The organism is Duganella sp. S19_KUP01_CR8 (assembly GCF_036688705.1).
Classification (GTDB): Bacteria; Pseudomonadota; Gammaproteobacteria; order Burkholderiales; family Burkholderiaceae_D; genus Rugamonas.
Genome location: NZ_JAQQPR010000003.1, coordinates 103,754 through 126,459, shown reverse-complemented (window position 1 = coordinate 126,459; position 22,706 = coordinate 103,754). Strand labels below are relative to the sequence as shown.

The window sequence follows — 22,706 nt, the reverse complement described above, 5'->3', positions numbered from 1 at the left end:
GATACATAACCATAAAAAAGGCAAGAACATGGCAAAGACATGTTTCTCCGCGCTGGCGCTCACCGCCAGTGCAATGACGGCGGCCGCTGCGCCGCCAGTACTGACCAGTCCCGATCATCACATCAGCGTCAAGCTGCAACCGACTGCTAGTGGTGGCTTGGCGTATTCGATTTCTCGCGATGGCAAGCCGGTGCTGCTGGCTTCCCAGCTAGGCCTGCAATTGCAGGGCGCAGACTTGGCGACCGCCTTGACATTGACGGCCACCTCCAAGGCCCGCGCCGTCAGCGACCAGTACCAGATGGCTGTCGGTAAAAAGAGCAGCATCAGCTATCGCGCCAACGAGCAGACCTACACCGTGCACAACGCGCAGCAGCAGGCGATGGACATCGTGTTTCGCGTGTCGAACGATGGCGTGGCCTTCCGCTACATTGTCGCCGAGCCTACGCTGCGGCACAAAAAGCTGATCCAGGAGCGCACCACCTTCGCCTTGCCGCCTGCGGCCAAGGCCTGGCTGCAACCGATCGCCGTGGCACAAACCGGGTGGGGCAGAACCAATCCATCCTACGAAGAGCACTATCAGATGGACATCCCGGTCGGCACCGCATCGCCGTCGCCGGCAGGCTGGGTGTTCCCGGCGCTGTTCAAGAGCGGCGATAACTGGGTGGCGATCTCCGAGGCCGGCATGGACGGCAGCTTCCAGGCATCGCGCCTGGCTCCGGAATCCGCAGGCGGAAAATACAGCATCGGCAATCCGATGGCCGCCGAAATCTATCCGGGCGGTGGCCTGCTGGCGGAAGTCGATGGCACACTGACATCGCCCTGGCGCCTGCTGGCGCTGGGTTCCCTGAAGACCGTGACCAACTCCACGCTGGGCACCGACCTGGCCGCGCCGGCCATCGCCTTCGACAAGCAGCTGGTCAAGCCAGGCCACGCTTCGTGGAGCTGGGCCTTGATGAAGGACGACGCCACGGTCTACGATGTGCAGAAGAAGTTCATCGACTACGCCGCCGACATGCATTGGGATTACACCCTGATCGATGCCGACTGGGATCGCAAGATCGGCTACGACAAGATCAAGGAACTGGTCGACTACGCTGCGACGAAACAGGTCGGCATTCTGCTGTGGTACAACTCGTCCGGTCCATGGAACTCCACCGAATACTCACCTAAAAGCCAGCTGCTGACCCATGAACAGCGCGTGGCCGAGTTCAAGCGCCTGCACGACATGGGCGTCAAAGGCGTGAAGATCGACTTCTTCAACGGCGACGCGCAATCGATGATCGCCTACTACGTCGCCATCCTGCGCGACGCTGCCGATGCCGGCCTGCTGGTCAACTTCCACGGCGCCACGCTGCCGCGCGGCTGGACCCGGACTTGGCCGAACCTGATGACGATGGAGGCCGTACGCGGCATGGAGTTCACGACTTTCGAGCAGGCCGACGAGGACAAGATGCCGACCCACGCGGCCATGCTGCCGTTCGCCCGCAACCTGTTCGATCCGATGGACTTCACGCCGATGGTGTTCGGCGATATTCCCAAGATCAAGCGCAGTTCCAGCAATGGCTTCGAGCTGGCCACGTCGGTGCTCTATATCTCCGGCATCCAGCACTTCGCCGAGATCCCGGAAGGCATGGCCACCGTGCCGGCCTACGTCAAATCCTTCTTGCAGGAGCTGCCGCGCAGTTGGGATGACAGCCGCCTTGTCGACGGTTATCCAGGCCAATACGCCGTCATCGCGCGCCGCTCCGGCAATACCTGGTACATCGCCGGCATCAACGCCACCAATGCGGACAAGGCGTTGACGCTGGACCTGTCCTTCGTCGGCGCCAGGCAGGGCGTCATCATTGGCGACGGCAGCGCCGAACGCGATTTCAGCCAGCGCAACGTCGCATCAGGCAAAAAAGTAGCTGTAACGATCAAGCCGCACGGCGGCTTTGTCATAAAACTATAAACAGGAGATCAAAATGAACTACATCAAACAAGGCGTACTTTCCCTTTGCCTGCTCGCTTCCGGTGGTGCATACGCCGCCGATGCCATCGGCCTGACCATCGACGCCGGCAAACCCGGCGCCGTCATCAACAAGGACATCTACGGCCAGTTCGCCGAGCATCTGGGCACCGGCATCTACGAAGGCATGTGGGTCGGTCCTAAATCGAAGATCCCGAACACCAAAGGCTGGCGCAACGACGTTGTCGGCGCCTTGAAAGCCATGCACGTGCCGCTGGTGCGCTGGCCGGGTGGCTGCTTCGCCGATGAATATCACTGGAAGGATGGCCTGGGCCCGCGCGAGAAGCGCCCGGTCAAGGTCAATACCAACTGGGGCGGCGTGGCGGAATCCAACGCCGTCGGCACGCACGAGTTCTTCGACCTGGTCGACCTGCTGGGCGCCGATGCCTATGTCAACGGCAATCTCGGTACCGGCAGCGCGCAGGAGATGTCGGAGTGGGTCGAGTACATGACCTCCGACAGCCAATCCACGCTGGCCAATCTGCGTCGCAAGAACGGCCATGAGAAACCGTTCAAGGTCGCCTATTTCGCGATCGGTAACGAGGCATGGGGCTGCGGCGGCAATATGACGCCGGAGCACTACTCGGACCTGTACAAGAACGTCGAGACCTTCCTGCGCGCGCCGCAGCAATACCGTCCGAAGATGATCGCCAGCGGCGGCAACGACAACGACCTGACCTGGTCCGAAGTACTGAGCAAGCAGCTGAAGCGCCAGACCGACGGCATCAGCTTCCACTACTACACCATCCCGACCGGAAAATGGGAAGTGAAGGGCGCCGCCACCGGCTTCCCTGAGAAGGAGTGGATGTCCACGCTGACCAATACGCTGCGCATGGAAGACCACATCCGCAAGAACTCCGCCGCGATGGACAAGAACGACCCGGAGAAAAAACTAGGCCTGTTCGTCGATGAGTGGGGCACCTGGTACGACGTGGAGAAGGGCACCAACGCCGGCTTCCTGTTTCAGCAGAACACCCTGCGCGATGCGGTTGTTGCAGCGCTTAACTTCAACATCTTCCATGCCCATGCAGACCGCGTGCGCATGACCAATATCGCGCAGATGGTCAACGTGCTGCAATCGATGATCATCACCGACAAGGACAAGATGGTGCTGACGCCGACCTATCACGCCTTCGAGATGTACGTGCCATTCCAGGGCGCGACCTCGTTGCCGCTGACGTTGTCGAACAATCCGCAATATGCTCTGGATGGCGCCAGCGTCCCTGAAATCAGCGCATCGGCTGCGCGTGGCACCGATGGCAAGCTGTATCTGGCGCTGGTCAATACCAATCCGGGGCAGGCTGCGGATGTGGCGATCAATGTGCCGGGGCAGACGATCAAGTCGGTCAAAGGGCGCGTGCTGACCGCCACCGCGATGGATGCGCATAACACCTTCCAGGCGCCACAGACGATCAAGCCGGCGCCGTACAGCGCTACCGCAGTCGATGGCAAGCTGACGGTGAAGATTCCGGCCAAGGCGGTTGTCGTTGTCGCGGTGGAGTGAGAACATGAGTGAACACGACATCTCGGTCTCGCGCCGCAAGGCCATCGCCGGCGGCGTAGCATTGCTGCTGGCCGGTTGCGGCGGTGGAGGGGGGAGTGGCAGTCCGGTCGCACCGGTGCCGACGCCCGCACCAACGCCTACACCAACGCCAACTCCGACTCCGACTCCAACGCCGTCGCCGTCGCCGACCACCATCACGTTTGGCGATGCATCGGTACACGACCCGGCGGTGATCAAGGTGGATGGTACGTACTACGTATTCGGTTCGCATCTGGCCGCCGCCAAATCGACGGACCTGATGAACTGGACCAAGATCGCGGACGGCGTCAACGCTGCCAATCCGTTGTTCAACAACGTCGTCACCGCGCTGGCGGACACCTTCACCTGGGCGCAGGTGACGGACCTGTGGGCGCCGGATGTGGTCAAACTCGGCGACGGCAAGTTCTACTTCTACTACAACGCCTGCAAGGGCGACTCGCCCCGTTCGGCGCTGGGCGTGGCCGTGGCGGACAAGATCGAAGGCCCATACATCAACAAGCAGATCATGCTCAAATCCGGCATGTGGGGCCAGATCAGCGAGGATGGTGTCAAGGTCTACGATGCACTGACAATGCCCAACGTGGTCGACCCGAACACCTTCTTCGACAAGGACGGCAAGCTGTGGATGATCTACGGCTCTTACTCCGGCGGCATCTTCATCCTGGCGATGGATCCTGCCACTGGTTTGCAAAAGCCGGGCCAAGGCTATGGCAAGCACCTGATGGGCGGGAACCACAGTCGCATTGAGGGCGCGTACGTGATGTACAGCCCGCAGTCGAAGTACTACTACCTGTTCACGTCCTTCGGTGGATTGGATGCCAACGGCGCCTACAACATGCGCGTGGCGCGCTCGCTGAACCCGGACGGCCCTTACCTGGACGCCAAGGGCAACGACATGGCCAACGTCAAGTCCAATCCCGCGCTGCCCTTGTTCGACGACGCCAGCATCGCACCGTTCGGCCAGAAGATCATGGGCAACCACCAGTTCGCGCTGGCTGACGGCGAGACCGGCACGCCGCTGGGCTACGTATCGGCAGGCCACAACTCCGCATATTATGAAGCGGCGACCGGCCAGTACTTCCTGGTGTTTCACACGCGTTTCCCCGGCACCGGTGAGTTCCATCAGATCCGCGTGCACGAGATGTTCATCAACGAAGATGGCTGGATCGTCGTGTCGCCGTTCCGCTATGCGCCGCTCAGCAAGAACTCGACGGCGCTGTCGGCCGAGGTGACCGCTGCCGATGCCGCCGGCAAGTACAAGATGATCAATCACGGCAAGGACATCACGGCGGCGATCAAGGCCTCGCAGAATATCAAGCTGGCGGCCGACGGCACGGTTTCCGGCGCCGCCACCGGCACTTGGAAGCATAATGGCGCCAACAAGATCACGATTTCGCTGGGCGCCACCGGTACCTTCAACGGCGTGCTGTCGCGCCAATGGAATACCAATGCCAGCGCCTTCGTGGTGACGTGGACCGCGCAGTCGGTGGATGGCGTGTCGATCTGGGGCGCGCGCACAGGGAGTTAGGATGAAGTCAGCGATATTTGTATTGGGCCTGTTGGCGCTGTCGGCTTGTACAGCCAAGGAAGTCAGCGTCCATGATCCGGTGATGGCGAAGGAGGGCGATACCTGGTACGTGTTCAGTACCGGGCCGGGTATCACCTTCTACAGCTCCAGGAACATGAAGGACTGGACGCCGGAAGGCCGCATCTTCAAGGACCAGCCGGTGTGGGCCAAGCGCGCCGCACCGACCTTCGACGGCCATATCTGGGCGCCGGATGTGCACTTCCATAACGGACAATACTATTTGTACTATTCCGTTTCGGGCTTCGGCAAGAACACTTCGGGTATCGGCGTCACGGTCAACAAGACGCTCAATCCCCGCTCGCCGGACTATCGCTGGGAAGACAAGGGCATGGTGCTGCAATCCGTGCCGCTGCGCGACGACTGGAACGCTATCGACCCGAACATCGTTGAAGATGGCAAGGGCGGTGCGTGGATGGCGTTCGGTTCCTTCTGGAGTGGCCTGAAACTGGTCAAGTTGAATGCGGATTGGACTGGACTCGCGGAGCCGCAGGAATGGCATGCGATCGCCAGCCGTTCGCGCGGGCCGTCGGTGGCGGAGAAGTCGGCGGGGCCGGATGAAATCGAGGCGCCGTTTGTCTACAAGAAGGGCGATTACTACTATCTGTTCGCGTCGTTCGGGCTTTGCTGCCGCAAGGGCGATAGCACTTACCACGTCGTTGTCGGCCGGTCCAGGGAGGTTACTGGTCCTTATGTGGACAAGAATGGCGTAGACATGCAGAAGGGCGGCGGCTCCACCGTTATCGCCGGCGACAAGGACTGGAAAGGCCTGGGCCACAACAGCGCCTATACCATCGACGGCAAGGACTACCTGGTGCTGCACGCCTACGAGACGGCGGATAACTACCTGCAAAAGCTGAAGATCATGGAGATGAAGTGGGATGCCAGCGGCTGGCCGGTGGTGGACCAGGCGGACCTGAACCGGTACCGCAGCAACCAGCTTCCATCGCCATGAAGAGAGTACTGAAGGCGGTGTTGATCACCGCCGCGATGCTGTGTGCATCGGCTGCGGCGGCTCCGTTACAGCTGTTCCCGCTGGCCGACGTGCGTCTTGGCGACAGTCCCTTCCTGGAAGCCCAGCGGACGGACCTGCATTACCTGCTTGAGATGGAGCCAGACCGCCTGCTGGCGCCATTCCTGCGCGAAGCCGGCCTGCCGCTGAAGCAGCCCAGCTACGGCAACTGGGAATCGTCCGGCCTGGACGGCCACCTCGGCGGCCACTATCTTTCCGCGCTGGCGCTGATGTACGCGTCCACCGGCGACGACGAAGTTCTCCGCCGCCTGAACTATTTCGTGGCGGAGCTCAAGCGCTGCCAGGAACGCAACGGCAATGGCTACATCGGCGGCATCCCGGACGGCAGCGCCGCATGGCAAGCCATCGCCAAGGGCGAACTCCATGCCGACAATTTCTCCGTCAACGGCAAGTGGGTCCCGTGGTACAACCTGCACAAGGTGTATGCGGGCCTGCGCGACGCCTACACCTACGCCGGCAATGCAGACGCCCGCGCGATGTTGGTCGCTATGTCCGACTGGGCGCTGGAACTGACCTCACACCTGAGCGAAGAGCAGATGCAGTCCATGCTGCGTAGTGAGCACGGCGGCATGAATGAAGTGCTGGCCGACGTCGCGCAGATGACGGGGCAGAAAAAATACATGGACCTGGCGATCCGCTTCTCCCATCAGGCCATCCTGCGGCCGCTGGAAGAGGGCAAGGACCAGCTCACCGGCCTGCACGCGAATACACAGATTCCCAAGGTGATAGGCTTCAAGCGCATCGGCGACATCACCGGCCGCCGCGACTGGCAGCAGGCCGCGCAATTCTTCTGGCAGACCGTGCACGATCACCGCACCGTCGCCATCGGCGGCAACAGCGTCAAAGAGCACTTCCACGACGATAAGGACTACTCTTCGATGGTCGATGAAGTCGAAGGCCCGGAGACCTGTAACACCTACAATATGCTCAAGCTCACTGAGCTGCTGTTCCTCGGCGACGCCAAAGGCAGCTACAGCGACTACTACGAACGCGCGCTGTACAACCATATCCTGTCCTCGCAGCGGCCGGACAGCGGCGGCTTCGTCTACTTCACGCCGATGCGGCCCAATCACTATCGCGTCTACTCGCAGGTGGACAAGGCCATGTGGTGCTGCGTAGGCTCCGGCATCGAGAGTCACGCCAAGTACGGAGAATTCATCTACGCGCATCGCGGCGACCAGCTGTACGTGAACCTCTTCATCCCCTCGACGCTGAACTGGCGCGATCAGGGCGTGACCATCACGCAGGCCAATCGCTTCCCGGACGAAGACCGTAGCACCATCATGGTCAAGGGCAGCAAGGCGTTCACGATGAAGATCCGTTATCCCGAGTGGGTGGCGCGTGGGGCTTTGCGCATCACGGTCAATGGCAAGCCGGTGGCGGCCGACGCGGGGACGGACCGTTACGTCAGCCTGCGCCGTGTATGGCGGGATGGCGACAAGGTCGAGATCCTGCTGCCGATGAAAACCCATCTGGAGCAGATGCCGGACAAGTCCAACTACTACGCCGTGCTGCACGGCCCCATCGTGCTGGCGGCGAAGACCAACCCCTTCGCCGGCGAGAAGCTGAACTTCCTCGCCGACGACTCGCGCATGGGCCATGTGGCGCAGGGCCAGGTCTGTCCGCTCGAATCCGCGCCCATGCTGGTCAGCGACACCAAGGCCTTCATGGACCGCTTCAAGCCGGTGCCGGGCAAGCCGCTGACGTTCACGGCGCCTGGTCTGGTGCAGGGCAAGAATGTCGGCAGCGTGACCTTCATTCCGTTCTTCCGCCTGCACGACTCGCGCTACGTGGTCTATTGGCCGTATTCGACGCCGGCCAACCTGGCGTCCATGCAGTCCAAGGTCGCGCAGGACGAGGCGGCGCGCCTGGCGCTGGACGCGCTGACCATCGACCAGGTGGCGCCGGGCGAACAGCAGCCGGAATCCGATCATTTCTTCAAAGGCGAGGGTGCCGACGCCGGCATCAACAAAGGCCTGCACTGGCGGCACGCGAGCGGCTGGTTCAGCTACGAGCTGACCGACAGGAAGGGCGAAGCGAAGACACTCCGGCTGACTTATTCGACGCTGGACGCCGGCCGCCGCTTCGATATCCTCGTCAACGGCCAACTGCTGGCGGAGGTGGTCCTGGACGCCACCGCGCCGCAGGAGATCTACACCAGGGACTACGCCATCCCGCCCGCCATGGCGGTTGGCGGCAAAGTGGTGGTCAAGTTCGTCGCCCGCAAGGGCTCGATGGCCGGCGGTTTGTATGGTTTGCGGCTGCTACGCTGATATCAAAATTGGTATCAAACTGCCAGAAAATGTCATTGGATAGATATTCTCGTTTCTCATAGTATGTGATCCAGAAAATACATAAAAATCCATCTGGAGACTTCGCTATGACGTGCAATCGCAGAACCGTGCTGGCCGCCGCATTCCTCGCCGCCTTTACCTTCAATACCCCGGTCTTCGCGGCCAAGCCGCTGGTGATCGGGTTCTCGCAGGTTGGCGCCGAGAGCGAGTGGCGCACCGCGAACACCGTGTCGATCAAGGACGCGGCCAAGAAGGACGGCATCACCCTCAAATTCGCCGACGCCCAGCAGAAGCAGGAAAACCAGGTCAAGGCGATCCGCTCGTTCATCGCCCAGCGCGTGGACCTGATCGCGTTTTCGCCGGTGGTGGAATCGGGCTGGGACACCGTGCTGCGCGAGGCCAAGGCCGCCAAGATCCCCGTCATCCTGACCGACCGCGCCGTCAACGTCAGCGATCCTTCGCTGTATGCCACCTTCATCGGTTCGGATTTCGTTGAGGAAGGCCGCCGCGCTGGCCGCTGGCTGCTGGAGCGCGCGAAGAAGACGCCCGATACCGTTATCAATATCGTTGAGCTGCAAGGCACCGTCGGTTCGGCGCCGGCGCTGGACCGCAAGAAGGGCTTCGAGGAAGTCATCGCCGGCAATCCGAAGCTGAAGGTGATCCGCTCGCAGACCGGTGACTTCACCCGGGCCAAGGGCAAGGAAGTGATGGAGGCTTTCCTCAAGGCCGAGGGCAAGAAGATCAATGTGCTGTATGCGCATAACGACGACATGGCGATCGGCGCGATCCAGGCCATCGAGGAAGCGGGCCTGAAGCCGGGCAAGGACATCGTCGTGATTTCCATCGACGGCGTTAAAGGCGCCTTCGAGGCGATGATTGCCGGGAAGCTGAATGTGACCGTGGAATGCAGCCCGCTGCTGGGTCCACAGTTGATGCAGCTGGCGCGCGATGTCGTCGCCAACAAGCCGGTGCCTAAGCGCGTTGTCACTCAAGAAGGTGTGTTCCCGGCCGAAGTCGCGGCCAAGGAATTCCCGAACCGTAAATACTGATCCAATGACTATCCAAACTTCCGCGCCCGCTCCGGTGCTGGAGCTGCGCGGCATCAGCAAGGCATTCCCCGGTGTGCAGGCCTTGAGCGGCGTGGCGTTGAACCTGTATCCGGGCGAGGTGCATACGCTGATGGGCCAGAACGGCGCCGGCAAATCGACGTTGATCAAGGTGCTGACCGGCGTGTATGCGCCGGACCAGGGCCAGATCCTGCTGGAGGGGCGGGCGATACAGCCGTCGTCCACGCTGGAGGCGCAGAACCTGGGCATCAGCACCGTTTATCAGGAAGTGAATCTTTGCCCGAATTTGTCGGTGGCGGAGAATATCTTCATCGGCCGTTATCCGCGCAAGCGCGGCGGCATCGACTGGGCCGGCATGCAGAAGCAGGCGGTGGAGCTGCTGGAGCGGATGCAGATACGGATCGACGTATCGCTGCCGCTGGCGCGCTATCCGCTGGCGATCCAGCAGATGGTGGCGATCTCGCGCGCCTTGCTGGTGTCGGCCAAGGTGCTGATACTTGATGAGCCGACGTCCAGTCTCGATGAGAAGGAAGTGGAGTTGTTGTTCAGTGTATTGCGTGGCCTGCGCGAGCAGGGCATGGCGATACTGTTCGTGACGCACTTCCTTGATCAGACCTATGCGATTTCGGATCGCATCACTGTCATGCGCAATGGCGAGCGGGAAGGCGAGTACGCTTGCAGCGAATTGTCGCGGTTTGATTTGGTCAACAAGATGGTTGGCGCGCCTGCGGCGGTTGCGGCTGGCGAGAGCGACGCAGCACCCGTCGTCGCCGCTGTTGCGCCGTCGAAGCTGACGACCTTCCTGCGCGCGACCGGCTTGGGCCGCAAGGGTGCGCTGTCGCCGATGGATATCGAGCTGCGGCAGGGCGAGCTGCTAGGTCTGGCCGGCTTGCTGGGTTCCGGCCGCACCGAGGCGGCGCGCTTGCTGTTCGGGGCGGACAAGGCGGACAGCGGCAGCATCGTCATTGATGGCAAGGAATGCAGCTTCGCTTCGCCGCGTGACGCCATCGCCGCCGGCATCGGTTTCTGCTCCGAGGACCGCAAGCATGAAGGCGCGGTGCTTGAGCTGTCCGTGCGCGAGAACCTGATCCTGGCGCTGCAGGCCCGCACCGGCATCCTGCGCGCGATTCCGCTCAAGCGTCAGCAGCAGCTGGCGGAGGAATACGTCAAGGCGTTGGGCATCAAGACGGCGAGTATCGAAACGCCTATCGGCACGCTCTCCGGCGGCAATCAGCAGAAGGTGCTGTTGGCGCGTTGGCTGGCCACCGAGCCGAAGATGCTGATCCTGGACGAGCCGACGCGCGGCATCGATGTGCGTGCCAAGCAGGAGATCATGGATTATGTGACAGCCCTGTGCCGCAAGGGCATGGCGATCCTGTTTATTTCGTCCGAGCTGCCGGAAGTGCTGCGCGTGAGCGACCGTATCGTCGTCATGCGCGACCGCAAAGCTGGCGGCGAATATCCGCGCGGCGCGTTGGACGAAAGCTCGGTGCTGCAAGTGATCGCCGCAGGAGATCACCATGAATAGTCCATCGAACGAAATCGCCGTGCCACGTACCGTTGCCGCTGGTGCCGCCCCGGGCGCCGCTGCCGCAGTGCCGAATGCCGGCCCCACCTCACCATCGACTGTATCCATGTTTGTGCGCCATCCCTTATTTCGTCCGCTGGCCGCGCTGGTCTTGCTGCTGCTTGTAGACCTGTTGCTGGTTCCCGGCTTCTTTCACCTGGAGATCAAGGACGGCCATCTGTATGGCAGTTTGATCGACATCGCCAACCGCGCCGCGCCGCTGGTGCTGGCCGCCCTCGGCATGACGCTGGTGATCGCCACGCGCGGCATCGACATCTCGGTCGGCGCCGTGGTCGCGATCAGCGGCACCGTCGCCGCGATGCTCATCGGCGGCACGATGGTGATGCAGAACGGCGTACCCGAATACGTCGCCAACACGCCGATGGTCTGGGCCTTGTGCGCAGCCATGGGCGCGGCGCTGCTGTGCGGCGCGTGGAACGGCCTGCTGGTGGCGGGCCTCGGCCTGCAACCCATCGTCGCCACGTTGATCCTGATGGTGGCGGGGCGCGGCCTGGCGCAGCTGTTCACGGACGGCCAGATCGTCACCGTCTACTACAAGCCGTTCTTCTTCCTCGGCAGCGGCTACCTGTTCGGCTTGCCGTTCTCGCTCTACATCGTCGGCGCGGTATTCCTGGTCACCGCGCTGTTGATGTGCAAGACGGCGCTGGGCCTGTTCATCCAGGCGGTCGGCATCAACCCGGTCGCGGCGCGGCTGGCGGGCTTGAAGACTGCGGTGCTGATCTTCTTCGTCTACGTGTTTTGCAGCGCCTGCGCCGGCCTGGCAGGCCTGATGATCAGCGCAAACATCAAGAGCGCGGACGCCAACAACGCCGGCCTGCTGCTGGAACTGGACGCCATCCTGGCCGTCACGCTGGGCGGCACCTCGCTGGCGGGAGGTAAGTTCAGCCTGGCCGGCAGCGTAATCGGCGCGCTGATCATCCAGACGCTGACCTACACCATCTACTCCCTCGGCCTGCCGCCGGAAATCAACATGGTCGTCAAGTCGGTGGTGGTATTCCTGGTATGCCTGTCGCAGTCGGCGGAATTCAAGAACATGTGGCGCGCCTTCCGCGCCCGGACTAAAGGTGGCGCAGCATGAGCACCATGATACTTCGCGGGCGCGCCTGGATGGCGTCGCCGTATTTCACGTCGCTGGTTACGGTGATGCTGCTGGTCGTCCTGCTGGCGGCGGGCGGCGTGGCCTATCCCGGCTTCCTGTCCTTGCAGGTGCTGTTCAATCTCCTGATCGACAACGCCTTCCTGCTGGTGATCGCGGTAGGCATGAGCTTCGTCATCCTCTCCGGCGGCATCGACCTGTCGGTGGGCTCGGTGCTGGCGCTGACGACGATGATCTCCGCCTGGCTGCTGCAAAGCTGGCACCTGCCGCCGCTGCTCGTGATCGTTATCTCACTGGCGCTGGGCGCGGGCTTCGGCGCGGCAATGGGGGCGATGATCCATTACTTCAAGCTGCAACCGTTCATCGTCACGCTGGCCGGCATGTTCCTGGCGCGCGGCCTGTGCTACCTGATCAGCATAAACTCAATCACCATCGACGATCCGCTGTACGTCGCCATGTCGCAGACGCAGTTGCCGATTCTGGGCGGCTTCATCTCGCCCGGAGCGCTGATCGCGATACTGACCCTGGCCGCCGCGATCTACGTCGCGCACTGCACGCCGTTCGGCCGCGCCATCTATGCGGTCGGCGGTAACGAGCAATCGGCGTTGATGATGGGCCTGAGGGTAGGGCGTACCAAGGTGCTGATTTATGCCTTCAGCGGCTTCTGCGCCGCGCTGGCCGGCGTGCTGTTCTCGTTCTACATGTTGTCCGGCTACGGCCTGCACGCGCAGGGAACGGAGCTGGACGCCATCGCGGCGGTGGTCATCGGCGGCACCCTGCTCAGCGGCGGATATGGCTACGTGGCCGGCTCGCTGTCGGGCGTTCTGGTGCTGGGCACCATACAGACGCTGATCGCCTTCGACGGCACCCTCAGCTCATGGTGGACCAAGATCGTGATCGGCGGCCTGCTGTTCGTATTCTGCGTGGTGCAGCGCTTGATGGCGCTGGGTGCAAAACATAAAAAATAACCGGAGAGACTTTTGAAAATCAAGCTGACTAAATTCGTAGCCCTTGCCATGGCTGGCCTGGCGCTGAGCGCCGCGCAGGCGGCCAACCCGCTGTTCCCCAAGCTGTTCACGGCCGATCCGTCGGCGTACGTGGAAAACGGCACCGTCTACCTCTACGTCGGCCACGACGAAGCCACGCCGAAAAGCCCGGACTACGTGCTGAATGAATGGCGCGTCTACACCAGCTGCGACATGAAGAACTGGACCGACCGCGGCTCGCCGGTGCAGGCCTCCACCTTCAAATGGGCCAAGGGCCACGCCTGGGCCGCCGACATCACCAAGCGCGATGGCAAGTACTACTTCTATTCGACCGTCGACCACGCGACCATCCCCGGCCACGCCATCGGTGTCGCCGTCTCCGACAGCCCGACCGGCCCGTTCGTCGATGCGCGCGGCTCGGCGCTGGTCAGCAACGACATGACGCTGCAATCGCCGATCGCCTGGGACGACATCGACCCGGCCATTTTCCAGGACGACGATGGCCAGGCCTATCTCTACTGGGGCAACACGGTGCTGAAGTACGCCAAGCTGAAACCGAACATGATCGAATTCGACGGCCCGATCCAAACCGTTGGCATGGACATGTTCACCGAGGCGTCCTACCTGCACAAGCATAACGGCACATACTATTTATCCTATTCCCGCAACTTCCCGGAAGAGACGGCGTACATGACCGGTCCGAGCGCCACCGGCCCGTGGCAGTATCGCGGTGTGATCATGTCGAAGAACGCCAAGGTCAAGACCATCCACCAGGCCATCATCGACTTCAACGGCAAGTCCTACATCTTCTATCACAACGCCAAACTGCCGGGCGGTAGCGAGTACCGCCGCTCGGTCGCGGTGGAGGAGTTCCAGTACAACGCCGACGGCACCATCCCGTTCATCAAGCAGACCAAGGAAGGCCCTGCCGCCAATCCTTCCGCCGCATGCAAGTGATACCGCAACAGTCGGTATACCATCAACATCAATACCGATTGTGATATCATTTTTCCATGGAAACTAACCCGAACTGGTTCTTGCGCGCGCGCCTCAAAACGCGGCAGCTGCTGCTGCTGATCGCGCTCGACGAACAACGCAATATCCACCGTGCCTCCGAAGAGCTGCACATGACGCAGCCAGCCGCCTCCAAGCAGTTGAAGGACCTGGAGGAGATGCTGGGCGTGCAGCTGTTCGACCGTCTGCCGCGCGGCATGGAGCCGACCATCTACGGCGAAACGATGATACGCCACGCCCGCATGGCGCTGACCAGCCTCTCGCTGGCGCACGAGGACATCGTCGCCATCAAGGCCGGCCTGTCCGGGCAGGTGGACATCGGCACCATCATGACGCCGGGGATAGCGTTGCTGCCGCAGGCGATCACGCGCACCAAGCTGCAGGCGCCCAAGCTGCGCATCGGCGTGGAGATGGAGCAGTCCAACATCCTGCTGGAGCAGTTGCAGCGCGGCCGGCTGGACTTCATGATCGGCCGCATCCCCGAGCGCCAGAGCGCGGAGGGCTTGAGCTACGAGGAACTGGGCGACGAGCCGGCGTGCGCGGTGGTGCGTCCCGGCCATCCGCTGCTGAAGGCGCGCAACCTGTCGTTGCGCGATATCGCCAGCCAGCCGTGGATCCTGCCGCCGCAAGGCAGCATCCTGCGCGCGCGCTGCGAATTGATGTTCCGCCGCGCCGGCCTCGAAGTGCCGGTCAACGTGGTCGATACCACCGCCGTGCTGCTGATTAAACCGCTGCTGCAGCAGACGGACGCGCTCAACGTGATGCCGATCGCCGTCGCCAAGTACTACGAATCGCAGAATGTGCTCAACATCCTGCCGATCGAACTGCCATGCCGCATGGACGCCTACGGCATCATCACGGTGGATGGCCACATCATGTCGCCGGGCGCCAGCCTGCTGTTGAAGGCCGTGCGCGAAGTGGCGAAAGAGATGTTCTAACTCTTGTGTGAAGCCGGCTGCTCGAAGCTGGCGAAGGCGTCCAGCAGCACCTTGGCGCGGAACGGTTTGAGTATCACGCGGCTGACGTGGCGCTCGCGCAGGTCGCTCAGCAGCTCGGCGGTGGCGTGTTCCGCCATGACCGCGATGGGGATGCCGCAGTCGCTGGAGTAGATGCCGTTGCGCATCCGGTCCAGCAAGGCCAGGTTGTAGGTGCAGCCTGGCAGCGAGCCGCAGTCGATCGAGATCACCGCGCCGTGGAACCTGTGCTCGCGCAGCAGGCGTTCGGCCGCCTCCATGGTGGCCGCTTCATGGATGGTTCCCAACCCCAGCGAGCGCGCCGTCAGCGCGACGGTCCGACGCAACAGCGTCTGCTCCTCCACCAGCAGCATGTTCAGGTTCCTGATCTCACTCATGCTGCGTCTCCTGGCGTTGGCTGAATTCCTCCAGCAGCAGGTCGCGCAGCGTCGCCAGGATCGCCAGTTCGGTCGCGTCCAGCGTGCGCGGCTTGTGATCGAGCATGCACAAGGTGCCGATGGTGAAGCCGGACGGCATGGTCAGCGGCGCACCGACGTAGAAGACCGCATGAGGCTCGCCGGTGACGATGGGATTGTCGGCAAAGCGCGGATCGGCGCGGGCGTCGGGAATGACGAAGATATCGGGTTGCAGGATCGCGTGGCCGCAGAAGGAGGTGTCGCGCGGGCCTTCGCACGTGTCCATGCCCACGCGGGCCTTGAACCATTGGCGGTTCTCGTCGCTCAGCGATATCAGCGCGATCGGCATGTCGAATTCCTGGGCGGCGAACTGCACCACCTTGTCGAAACGCTCTTCCGGCGGCGTGTCCAGTATCAGCAGTTCGCGCAGCGCCGCCAGGCGCTCGGCGTCGTTATCGGGGATCGGGGCGGCTTGCATGGGCATCGGTCGCGGGAAGTAGGGTTGTTGAGACTCTAGCACCGCCGCACCCCTTGCGGGATTTAATGTTGACTGAGTCAACAATCTGTTGCAAAATCGGCTTATGTTCTCGCCGGAGGTCGTATGCCTGTTCCTGTTTTCGATGACCGCATCGCTGCGGTCCGTTCCTTCAACCGCTTCTTCACGCGCCAGATCGGCGTGCTGCGCGAAGGCCTGCTGCATAGCGAATACACGCTGACCGAGACCCGTGTGCTGTACGAACTGGCCCAGCATGGCGACCAGCCGGCTGCGGTGCTGGGCCGCGACCTTGGTCTGGATCGCGGATACCTGAGCCGCATCCTGGCCAAGTTCGAGAGCGCGGGGCTGGTCTCCAAAGTGCCATCGGCCACCGACGGGCGCTCCAAGCTGCTGCACCTGACGGCGCAGGGCCGCGCCGTCTACGAGCCGCTGGAGCGCCGTTCACGCGACGAAATCGGCGATCTGCTGGGGCGCTTCGGCGAGGCCGACCAACTGCGCATGCTCGATGCGATGCACACCATCCAGCAACTGCTGGACGCCAGCAGCGGTTTGAAATACGCCCAGCCTTTTGTGCTGCGAACCTTCCGTCCCGGCGACATGGAGTGGATCACCCGCCGCCACGGCGCGCTGTACACGGCGGAGCAGGGCTGGGACGACAGCTTCGAAACGCTGGTTGGCGAGATCTGTGCCGACTTCGCGCAACACTTCGATCCTGCGCAGGAGCAGTGCTGGATCGCCGAGATGGCGGGCCAGCCGGTCGGTTCGATCGCGCTGGCGCGCAGCGGCGAGGAGGGCGTGGGCAAGCTGCGGCTGCTGCTGGTGGAAGAGCCGGCGCGCGGCTACGGCCTCGGTTCGCGACTGGTGGACGAATGCCACCGCTACGCGCGTGCCGCCGGCTACCGCACCATGCGTCTGTGGACCACGGACCAGCAAAAGGAAGCCCGCCAGATCTACCGCAGTAAGGGCTATGTGCTGGTGGCCGAGGAGCCGGTGCACGCCTTCGGCCAGGACATGGTCAACGAAACCTGGGAGCTGAAGCTCTGACATCAACCAGCTGATTGCCTGAGCGGCCGGTTCTCTGGCACTATCCCCAACATGGCAATTTAATCAATCGTGGGGATACTATGCAAAAGAACAGGCTGGCGGTGTGGTCCAAGCGTGTCGTAATCGGATTGGTGGGGTTGATCGTGCTGGCCATCGCGGCGGCCTGGTTGTTTTTACGTGGCAGCCTGGCGCAGCTGGAGGGCACGGTGCAGGCGGCGGGGCTGGAAACCGGCGCCAGCGTGGCGCGCGATGAACACGGCGTGCCGGTCATCAGCGGCGGCAGCCGGCTGGACGTGGCCTACGCCACCGGTTTCGTACACGCGCAGGAGCGCTACTTCCAGATGGATTTGCTGCGCCGCGTGTCGGCCGGCGAACTGTCCGAACTGTTCGGCGCGCGCGCACTGCCGCTGGATAAATCCCATCGCCTGCACCGCTTCCGCGCCCGCGCCGAACTGGCGCTGGCGGCCATGCCTGCGGCGGACCGCGCGCTGCTGGACCGCTATGTGGCCGGCGTCAACGCAGGCCTGGAGAAGCTGAACACCAAGCCGTTCGAATACTCGCTGATCGGCATGCCCCCGCGCGCCTGGTCGCCGGCCGATTCGCTGCTGGTGATCTGGGCCATGTACTTCGACCTGCAAGGCAGCCAGGAGCCGCGCGAACTGGCGCGCGGCTGGTTCCGCGACCATACGACGGAAGAACAGCGCGCCTTCCTGGCGCCGGAGTCGACGCAGTGGGATGCGCCGCTCGACGCGCAAACCATCGCCGCGGCGGACATCGCGATCCCGGCCGCGCCGCCCGCATGGTGGGGCAAGCCGAAAGAGAGCGGAGAAAAGTCGCACACCGATCCCAAGGTGGCGGGGGCGGAATTCCTCAACACTGTGGGCAGCAACAACTGGGCCGTGGCCGGAACCCGCAGCGACACCGGCGGCGCCATCGTGTCGGACGATATGCACCTCGGCATCCAGCTGCCGGCGATCTGGTACCGCGCGGCTTTGCAGTTCCCCGACGGGAAGGGCGGCCAGCGCCGCGTGGTCGGTGTGACATTGCCAGGCACGCCGGTGGTGGTGGTCGGTAGTAACGGCCACGTGGCCTGGGGCTTCACCAACAGCTACGGCGACTATCTCGACCTGATCGCGCTCGACACCGATCCGGCCAAGCCCGGCCAGGTGCGCACGCAAGCCGGCTGGGAGACCCCAGTGCTGCATGAGGAAACGATATTAATCAAAGGCGAACCGGCCGCCAAGCTGGCCGTGCGCGAAACCAGCCTCGGTCCGATCCGCGAAGCCATGGGCCGCAGCTACGCCATCCACTGGGTCGCGCACACGGCCGCCGCCGTCAACGTCAACGCCAAGAACCTGGAGTTCGCCGACACGCTGGAGCAGGCGCTGGCGATCGCGCCGACGATGGGCATCCCGGCGCAGAACTTCGTCGGCGGCGACGACAAGGGCAATATCGGCTGGACCATCGCTGGTGCGCTGCCGCGCCGCGCGCCGGCCGGCGTGGCCGCCACCTATCCGCTGTCGGCGGACGACCAGGCCGGCGTCTGGACCGGCTGGCTCAAGCCGGAGGAATATCCGAAGGTCGTCAACCCGGCAAGCGGACAACTGGCCACCGCCAACAGTCGCCAGCTGGCCAACGCCGGCGCGGAACTGCTGGGCGACGGCGGCTTCGATCTCGGCGCGCGCACCCACCAGGTACGCGACGACCTGACCGCGCTGGGCGCCAAGACCGACGTGAAGAAGGTCTACGCCATCACGCTGGACGACCGCGCCATCTTCATGAGCGCATGGCGTGACCGCGCCATCGCGGCGCTGGACAGCAAGGCCGTCGAAGGCCATCCTCAACGCGCCGAAACGCTGAAGCTGTTGAAGGACAGCTGGACCGGCAAGGCCAGCGTGGACTCGGTAGGCTACCGCATCACGCGCGCCTATATGTACGCGCTGTACGACATCCTGTTCGAAAGCGCCAACGAGCAAATGACCAAGGTCGACGCCAAGTCCAACATCGCGGCGGTGACATCGCGCTGGCCGGTGGTGGTGGCGCGCGTGCTGGACCAGCAGCCGGCCGGCTGGCTGCCGCCGCAGTACGCCAGCTGGCAGGCCTTGCAGCTGGCGGCGCTGGACCGTGTGATCGGCGACCTGACCAAGGACGGCAAGCCGCTGGCCAGCGCCACCTGGGGCCAACGCAATACGGCGGCCAGCGCGCATCCGTTTGCGGCGCTGGTGCCGGTGTTGGGCAAATACCTGAAAGTGGCGCCGGACATGATGTCGGGCGACCAGCACATGCCGCGCGTGGCGGGACCGGCCTTCGGCCAGTCGGAGCGGCTGACGGTGTCGCCGGGCCATGAGGAGCAGGGCATCTTCAACATGCCGGGCGGGCAGAGCGGCCATCCACTGTCGCCGTACTTCCAGGATGGCCGCAGCGATTGGCTCAGTGGGCGGGACTCGCCGCTGTTGCCGGGACCTGCGGCGCATACGCTGACGTTTGTGAAGTAGCGCGACCGAGGCCGAACAGTGGGCGCAGCACGGCGATGCGGCGCACCACTTCAAACACGCCGAAGCTGATGGTAAAGGTCAGCACGACCAGCACCACGCCTTCGATGCCGGGCGCCAGCTTCACCGGCTTGAGCCAGTGCGCCATGCTGACGATCAGCGTCTGGTGCACGATGTAGACCGGGAACACGGCTTCGGTCAGGTAGCGGCGCTTGGCGCTGTCGAAGGCCAGGTGGCGATGGCCGAAGCCGCAGATCGCCATGATCGGCGCCCATTGGCCGAGGCAGACGATCATGCGCAGCAGCGGCTTCAGTTGCGCGATGATGGGCAGATTGGCCACCGGTTCAGGCATCCCGTTCAGGACCACCACCACCACCCAGCTGAACAGCCACAGACCCAGGCTGGTCCAGCGCAGCTTGTCCACATTGGCCCAGAAGCCCTTTTGCAACGCCAGCATCACGCCCATCACGAACAGGAAGAAGTAGTGGGCGTGGTTGTACCAGTCGTTGACCAGCGCGTGGGTTTCTGGGAAGTACTCGACCAGCGCATAGCGGGCGACGAACAGCACCAGTACCGGCAGCGCGATGATCTTCCAGCCTGTCAGCTGGCGGCCCAGCGCGGCGGACCACGAGCGCAGGCGCTCGGCGCCGGCCAGCGCGGCCACGCCGCCGATCACCATCGTGTAGGCCCACAGGTAGACCACGAACCACAGATGGTTCCAGGTCGGCAGGTCGAGGCAGCTGCCGTCCTTGCAGAAGCCGTGGTAGCCGCTGACGTACAGGCGCATGAAGTCGGCGTAGCTGCCGGCGTAGTTGAGCTTTTCGATCACTTCAAAATACGGCTGCGGCGGCACGATCACCAGCATGCCGAACACCAGCGGCACCAGCAGGCGCCAGCTGCGCTGCTTGAGCAGGGCGCCGACGCGGATTTTCTGCAGCATGAAGGCGGTGGCGACGCCGGAGATCATGAACAGCAGGCCAAGCCGCCACGGCGAGGACAGCATCATCAACGGTTCGATGGCGTCGCTGGCGTACGGGCTTTTGACGTGCCAGCCCCAGCTCACGTAGTACATGCCGGTGTGGTAGAAGATCAGGACGAAGAACGCGAAGATGCGTATCCAGTCGAGGAAGTACAGGCGGTTGTTCTCGGTAGGGTTCATAGGGCTGGCTCCAGGTTGAATGAAGCCAGTCTAGCGAGACCCCTCGGCCGGCGTCCAGCGCGCTGGGGCGAGCCGGGATGCCGGTGGGGCGAGCCGGTTTATTGGCCTTGCAGCCGTTCCATGACCTCGGCCCGGTACTGGCGCGAGCAGGGCACGCGGACGCCGCTGCGCAGCACCAGTTCGCCGTCGCCCTTGTCGAGGTGCTGCACGCTGGCGATCCAGTCCAGTTGCACGGCGGCGCGCCGGTGGCAGCGCTGGAAGCGCGGGCCGAGCTTGTCGACCAGGCCGGCCAGGGTCTGGCGCATCAGCGGCTGGCCGTCGGCGGTGTGCAGCACGACGTAGTTGTCGGCCGTTTCTATCCACTGAATATGTTCGACGCGGACGATGCGGGTGCCGCCCCGTTCGGGGATCAGCAGCTGGCTGATGGCGGGCAGCGGATGTGATTTGACTGGGGCTTGTTCTTCGATGAGCGTTGGTGGCATGGGCTGGACGGTCAGGGCGGCGCGCTGCTGGGCGAGGCGTTCGCGCACGCGCTGGAGGGCGCGTTGCAGGCGTTGCTGGTCGTAGGGTTTGAGCAGGTAGTCGATGGCGTTGGCGTCGAAGGCGCGGATCGCGTATTCGTCGTAGGCGGTGACGAACACCACCAGCGGCGCGGGCGCCGGCAGCGAGGCGGCGACTTCCAGGCCGGTGATCTCGGGCATCTGGATGTCGAGCAGCAGCAGGTCGGGCGCGAAGCCGGGCAGGCGTTCCAGCGCCTCGACGCCGTCGCGGGCTTCGTCGATGGCGCTGATGTCCGGCTCCAGCTCCAGCAGGCGGCGCATCTTGTCGCGCGCAGGGCGCTCGTCGTCGACGATCAGGATGCGCATGGCAATCGCATTTCTGCCCGCACGCCGGCGGGCGACAGCTGGATCAGATCGAAGGAGGCGCTGGAGCCGTACAGGGCCGCCAGCCGTTCGCGCAGGTTGCGCACGCCGATGCCGCCGCCTGGGCGCGCGTCGGGCGCCGCGTCGGCGGTTGGCAGCATGCCGCCGTCGTCCTCCAGCCGCAGCAGCATCTCGCCTTGTTCGCGGCTGACCGAGATGGTGATGCCGGTGGCCTGGCGGCGCCGTTCGACGGTGTGCTTGAAGATATTCTCGAGCAGCGGCTGCATGCTCATCACCGGCACCTGGCAGTCCAGCAGGGCCTCGTCGATGCGCCAGTCGATGTGCACGCGGTCGGAAAACCGTTCGCTCATCAGGGCCGCGTAGCCGCGCAGCAGGCGCAGCTCCATCTCCAGCGTGACCTGGTGCTGCTCGCTGACGTCGAGCGTGGCGCGCAGCACGTCGGCCAGCTGGATCAGCATCGCATCGGCGCGCGCCACGTCGCTGTGCATCAGCGAGGAGATGGTGTTGAGGGCGTTGAACAGGAAGTGCGGCTGCATCTGCTGGGTAAGCCGCAGCAGCTGCGCTTCGCGCAGCGAAGCGTTGACCCGCTCGACCCGCAGCTTCTCGTTCTGCATTGCGTGGTAGGACAGCACGCCGAACATGATGGTGGCGAAGATGCTGAAGAACACCGTCATCTTCACATCTTCGTACATAAAGGTTTGCGGCCACGGCGCGTGGGTGTAGGTTTCGCCGGCCAGCGCGTACACGCCGGCGCGGATGCCGAAAGCGATAGGAACGAACAACACCCAGTAGATCGGCAGCCACACCAGTTGGCGCGCGAACCAGCGCAGCGGCTGCGCCAGCAGGTGGTCATACTTGCGCGTGAAATGGCGCTGGGCCAGCAGCAGCAAGGTGCCGGTCAGCGCGGACGAACTCTCCCACAGGATCGGCTTCCACACACCGTGCTCATGGTCGCGCAGGTATTCCTGAACGGCGGTGACGTTCATCAGCAGCCAGAACAGGATCCAGGCGGCGGCGATGGTGATTTGTGTGCGCTTCGGTAGCATGG

At 63.5% G+C, this 22,706-nt stretch carries 18 protein-coding genes; 13 read left to right on the top strand and 5 right to left on the bottom strand.

Annotation, left to right across the window (positions count from 1 at the left end; translation table 11 throughout):
* The first annotated feature begins 28 nt into the window (after positions 1-28).
* The 11 genes from V6M89_RS04270 to V6M89_RS04220 all read left to right on the top strand — a co-directional run bounded on the left by V6M89_RS04270 (position 29) and on the right by V6M89_RS04220 (position 15,152).
* The gene (locus V6M89_RS04270; RefSeq protein WP_332852009.1) at positions 29-1,951 is read left to right on the top strand and encodes a glycoside hydrolase family 97 protein; all 1,923 of its coding nucleotides are present in this window, start codon (positions 29-31) and stop codon (positions 1,949-1,951) included.
* Positions 1,952-1,964: 13 nt separating this feature from the next.
* On the top strand, positions 1,965-3,512 hold the full coding sequence (locus V6M89_RS04265) for an alpha-N-arabinofuranosidase (RefSeq protein ID WP_332852008.1): 1,548 nt from the start codon (positions 1,965-1,967) through the stop codon (positions 3,510-3,512).
* Between the two features lie 4 nt (positions 3,513-3,516).
* Positions 3,517-5,079 (top strand): glycoside hydrolase family 43 protein, encoded by a 1,563-nt coding sequence (locus V6M89_RS04260; RefSeq protein WP_332852007.1) that lies wholly within the window; start codon positions 3,517-3,519, stop codon positions 5,077-5,079.
* Between the two features lies 1 nt (position 5,080).
* A complete protein-coding gene (locus tag V6M89_RS04255; RefSeq protein ID WP_332852006.1) occupies positions 5,081-6,091 on the top strand; it encodes an arabinan endo-1,5-alpha-L-arabinosidase in 1,011 nt (336 codons plus the stop codon).
* Complete coding sequence (locus tag V6M89_RS04250) at positions 6,088-8,442, top strand: glycoside hydrolase family 127 protein (protein ID WP_332852005.1); 2,355 nt, start codon at positions 6,088-6,090, stop codon at positions 8,440-8,442. The genes V6M89_RS04255 and V6M89_RS04250 overlap by 4 nt, the downstream gene beginning before the upstream one ends.
* Positions 8,443-8,549: 107 nt before the next feature.
* Entirely contained in the window at positions 8,550-9,512 is a 963-nt protein-coding gene (locus tag V6M89_RS04245; RefSeq protein ID WP_332852004.1) for an ABC transporter substrate-binding protein, read from the top strand.
* Positions 9,513-9,516: 4 nt separating this feature from the next.
* On the top strand, positions 9,517-11,058 hold the full coding sequence (locus V6M89_RS04240; protein ID WP_332852003.1) for a sugar ABC transporter ATP-binding protein: 1,542 nt from the start codon (positions 9,517-9,519) through the stop codon (positions 11,056-11,058).
* A 106-nt stretch (positions 11,059-11,164) separates the two neighbouring features.
* Positions 11,165-12,196, top strand: a complete 1,032-nt coding sequence (locus V6M89_RS04235; protein WP_332852185.1) for an ABC transporter permease — start codon at positions 11,165-11,167, stop codon at positions 12,194-12,196.
* Positions 12,193-13,182, top strand: coding sequence for a galactofuranose ABC transporter, permease protein YjfF (gene yjfF / locus V6M89_RS04230; protein WP_332852002.1), 990 nt, complete (start codon positions 12,193-12,195; stop codon positions 13,180-13,182). The genes V6M89_RS04235 and yjfF overlap by 4 nt, the downstream gene beginning before the upstream one ends.
* A 12-nt stretch (positions 13,183-13,194) precedes the next feature.
* The gene (locus V6M89_RS04225; RefSeq protein ID WP_332852001.1) at positions 13,195-14,157 is read left to right on the top strand and encodes a glycoside hydrolase family 43 protein; all 963 of its coding nucleotides are present in this window, start codon (positions 13,195-13,197) and stop codon (positions 14,155-14,157) included.
* A 56-nt stretch (positions 14,158-14,213) separates the two neighbouring features.
* Positions 14,214-15,152, top strand: a complete 939-nt coding sequence (locus tag V6M89_RS04220) for a LysR family transcriptional regulator (protein ID WP_116988447.1) — start codon at positions 14,214-14,216, stop codon at positions 15,150-15,152.
* Here V6M89_RS04220 and V6M89_RS04215 read toward each other — a convergent pair.
* Positions 15,149-15,565, bottom strand: coding sequence for a response regulator (locus V6M89_RS04215; RefSeq protein WP_332852000.1), 417 nt, complete (start codon positions 15,563-15,565; stop codon positions 15,149-15,151). The two genes, V6M89_RS04220 and V6M89_RS04215, sit on opposite strands and share 4 nt — an antisense overlap.
* Complete coding sequence (locus tag V6M89_RS04210; RefSeq protein ID WP_332851999.1) at positions 15,558-16,061, bottom strand: GAF domain-containing protein; 504 nt, start codon at positions 16,059-16,061, stop codon at positions 15,558-15,560. The genes V6M89_RS04215 and V6M89_RS04210 overlap by 8 nt, the downstream gene beginning before the upstream one ends.
* A 123-nt stretch (positions 16,062-16,184) precedes the next feature.
* Here V6M89_RS04210 and V6M89_RS04205 point away from each other — a divergent pair, with 123 nt between their 5' ends.
* A complete protein-coding gene (locus tag V6M89_RS04205; RefSeq protein WP_332851998.1) occupies positions 16,185-17,123 on the top strand; it encodes a bifunctional helix-turn-helix transcriptional regulator/GNAT family N-acetyltransferase in 939 nt (312 codons plus the stop codon).
* Positions 17,124-17,203: 80 nt separating this feature from the next.
* Positions 17,204-19,618 (top strand): penicillin acylase family protein, encoded by a 2,415-nt coding sequence (locus V6M89_RS04200; protein WP_332851997.1) that lies wholly within the window; start codon positions 17,204-17,206, stop codon positions 19,616-19,618.
* On the opposite strand, the gene V6M89_RS04195 is transcribed toward V6M89_RS04200, so the two are convergent.
* The 3 genes from V6M89_RS04195 to V6M89_RS04185 all read right to left on the bottom strand — a co-directional run bounded on the left by V6M89_RS04195 (position 19,554) and on the right by V6M89_RS04185 (position 22,704).
* Positions 19,554-20,774 carry an acyltransferase family protein gene (locus V6M89_RS04195; RefSeq protein ID WP_332851996.1) on the bottom strand — a complete coding sequence of 407 codons (1,221 nt, stop codon included), beginning with the start codon at positions 20,772-20,774 and terminating at the stop codon, positions 19,554-19,556. The two genes, V6M89_RS04200 and V6M89_RS04195, sit on opposite strands and share 65 nt — an antisense overlap.
* A gap of 98 nt (positions 20,775-20,872) precedes the next feature.
* A complete protein-coding gene (locus tag V6M89_RS04190; protein ID WP_332851995.1) occupies positions 20,873-21,640 on the bottom strand; it encodes a LytR/AlgR family response regulator transcription factor in 768 nt (255 codons plus the stop codon).
* On the bottom strand, positions 21,628-22,704 hold the full coding sequence (locus tag V6M89_RS04185; protein WP_332851994.1) for a sensor histidine kinase: 1,077 nt from the start codon (positions 22,702-22,704) through the stop codon (positions 21,628-21,630). Before V6M89_RS04185 ends, V6M89_RS04190 begins: the two co-directional genes overlap by 13 nt.
* Positions 22,705-22,706 lie beyond the last annotated feature (2 nt).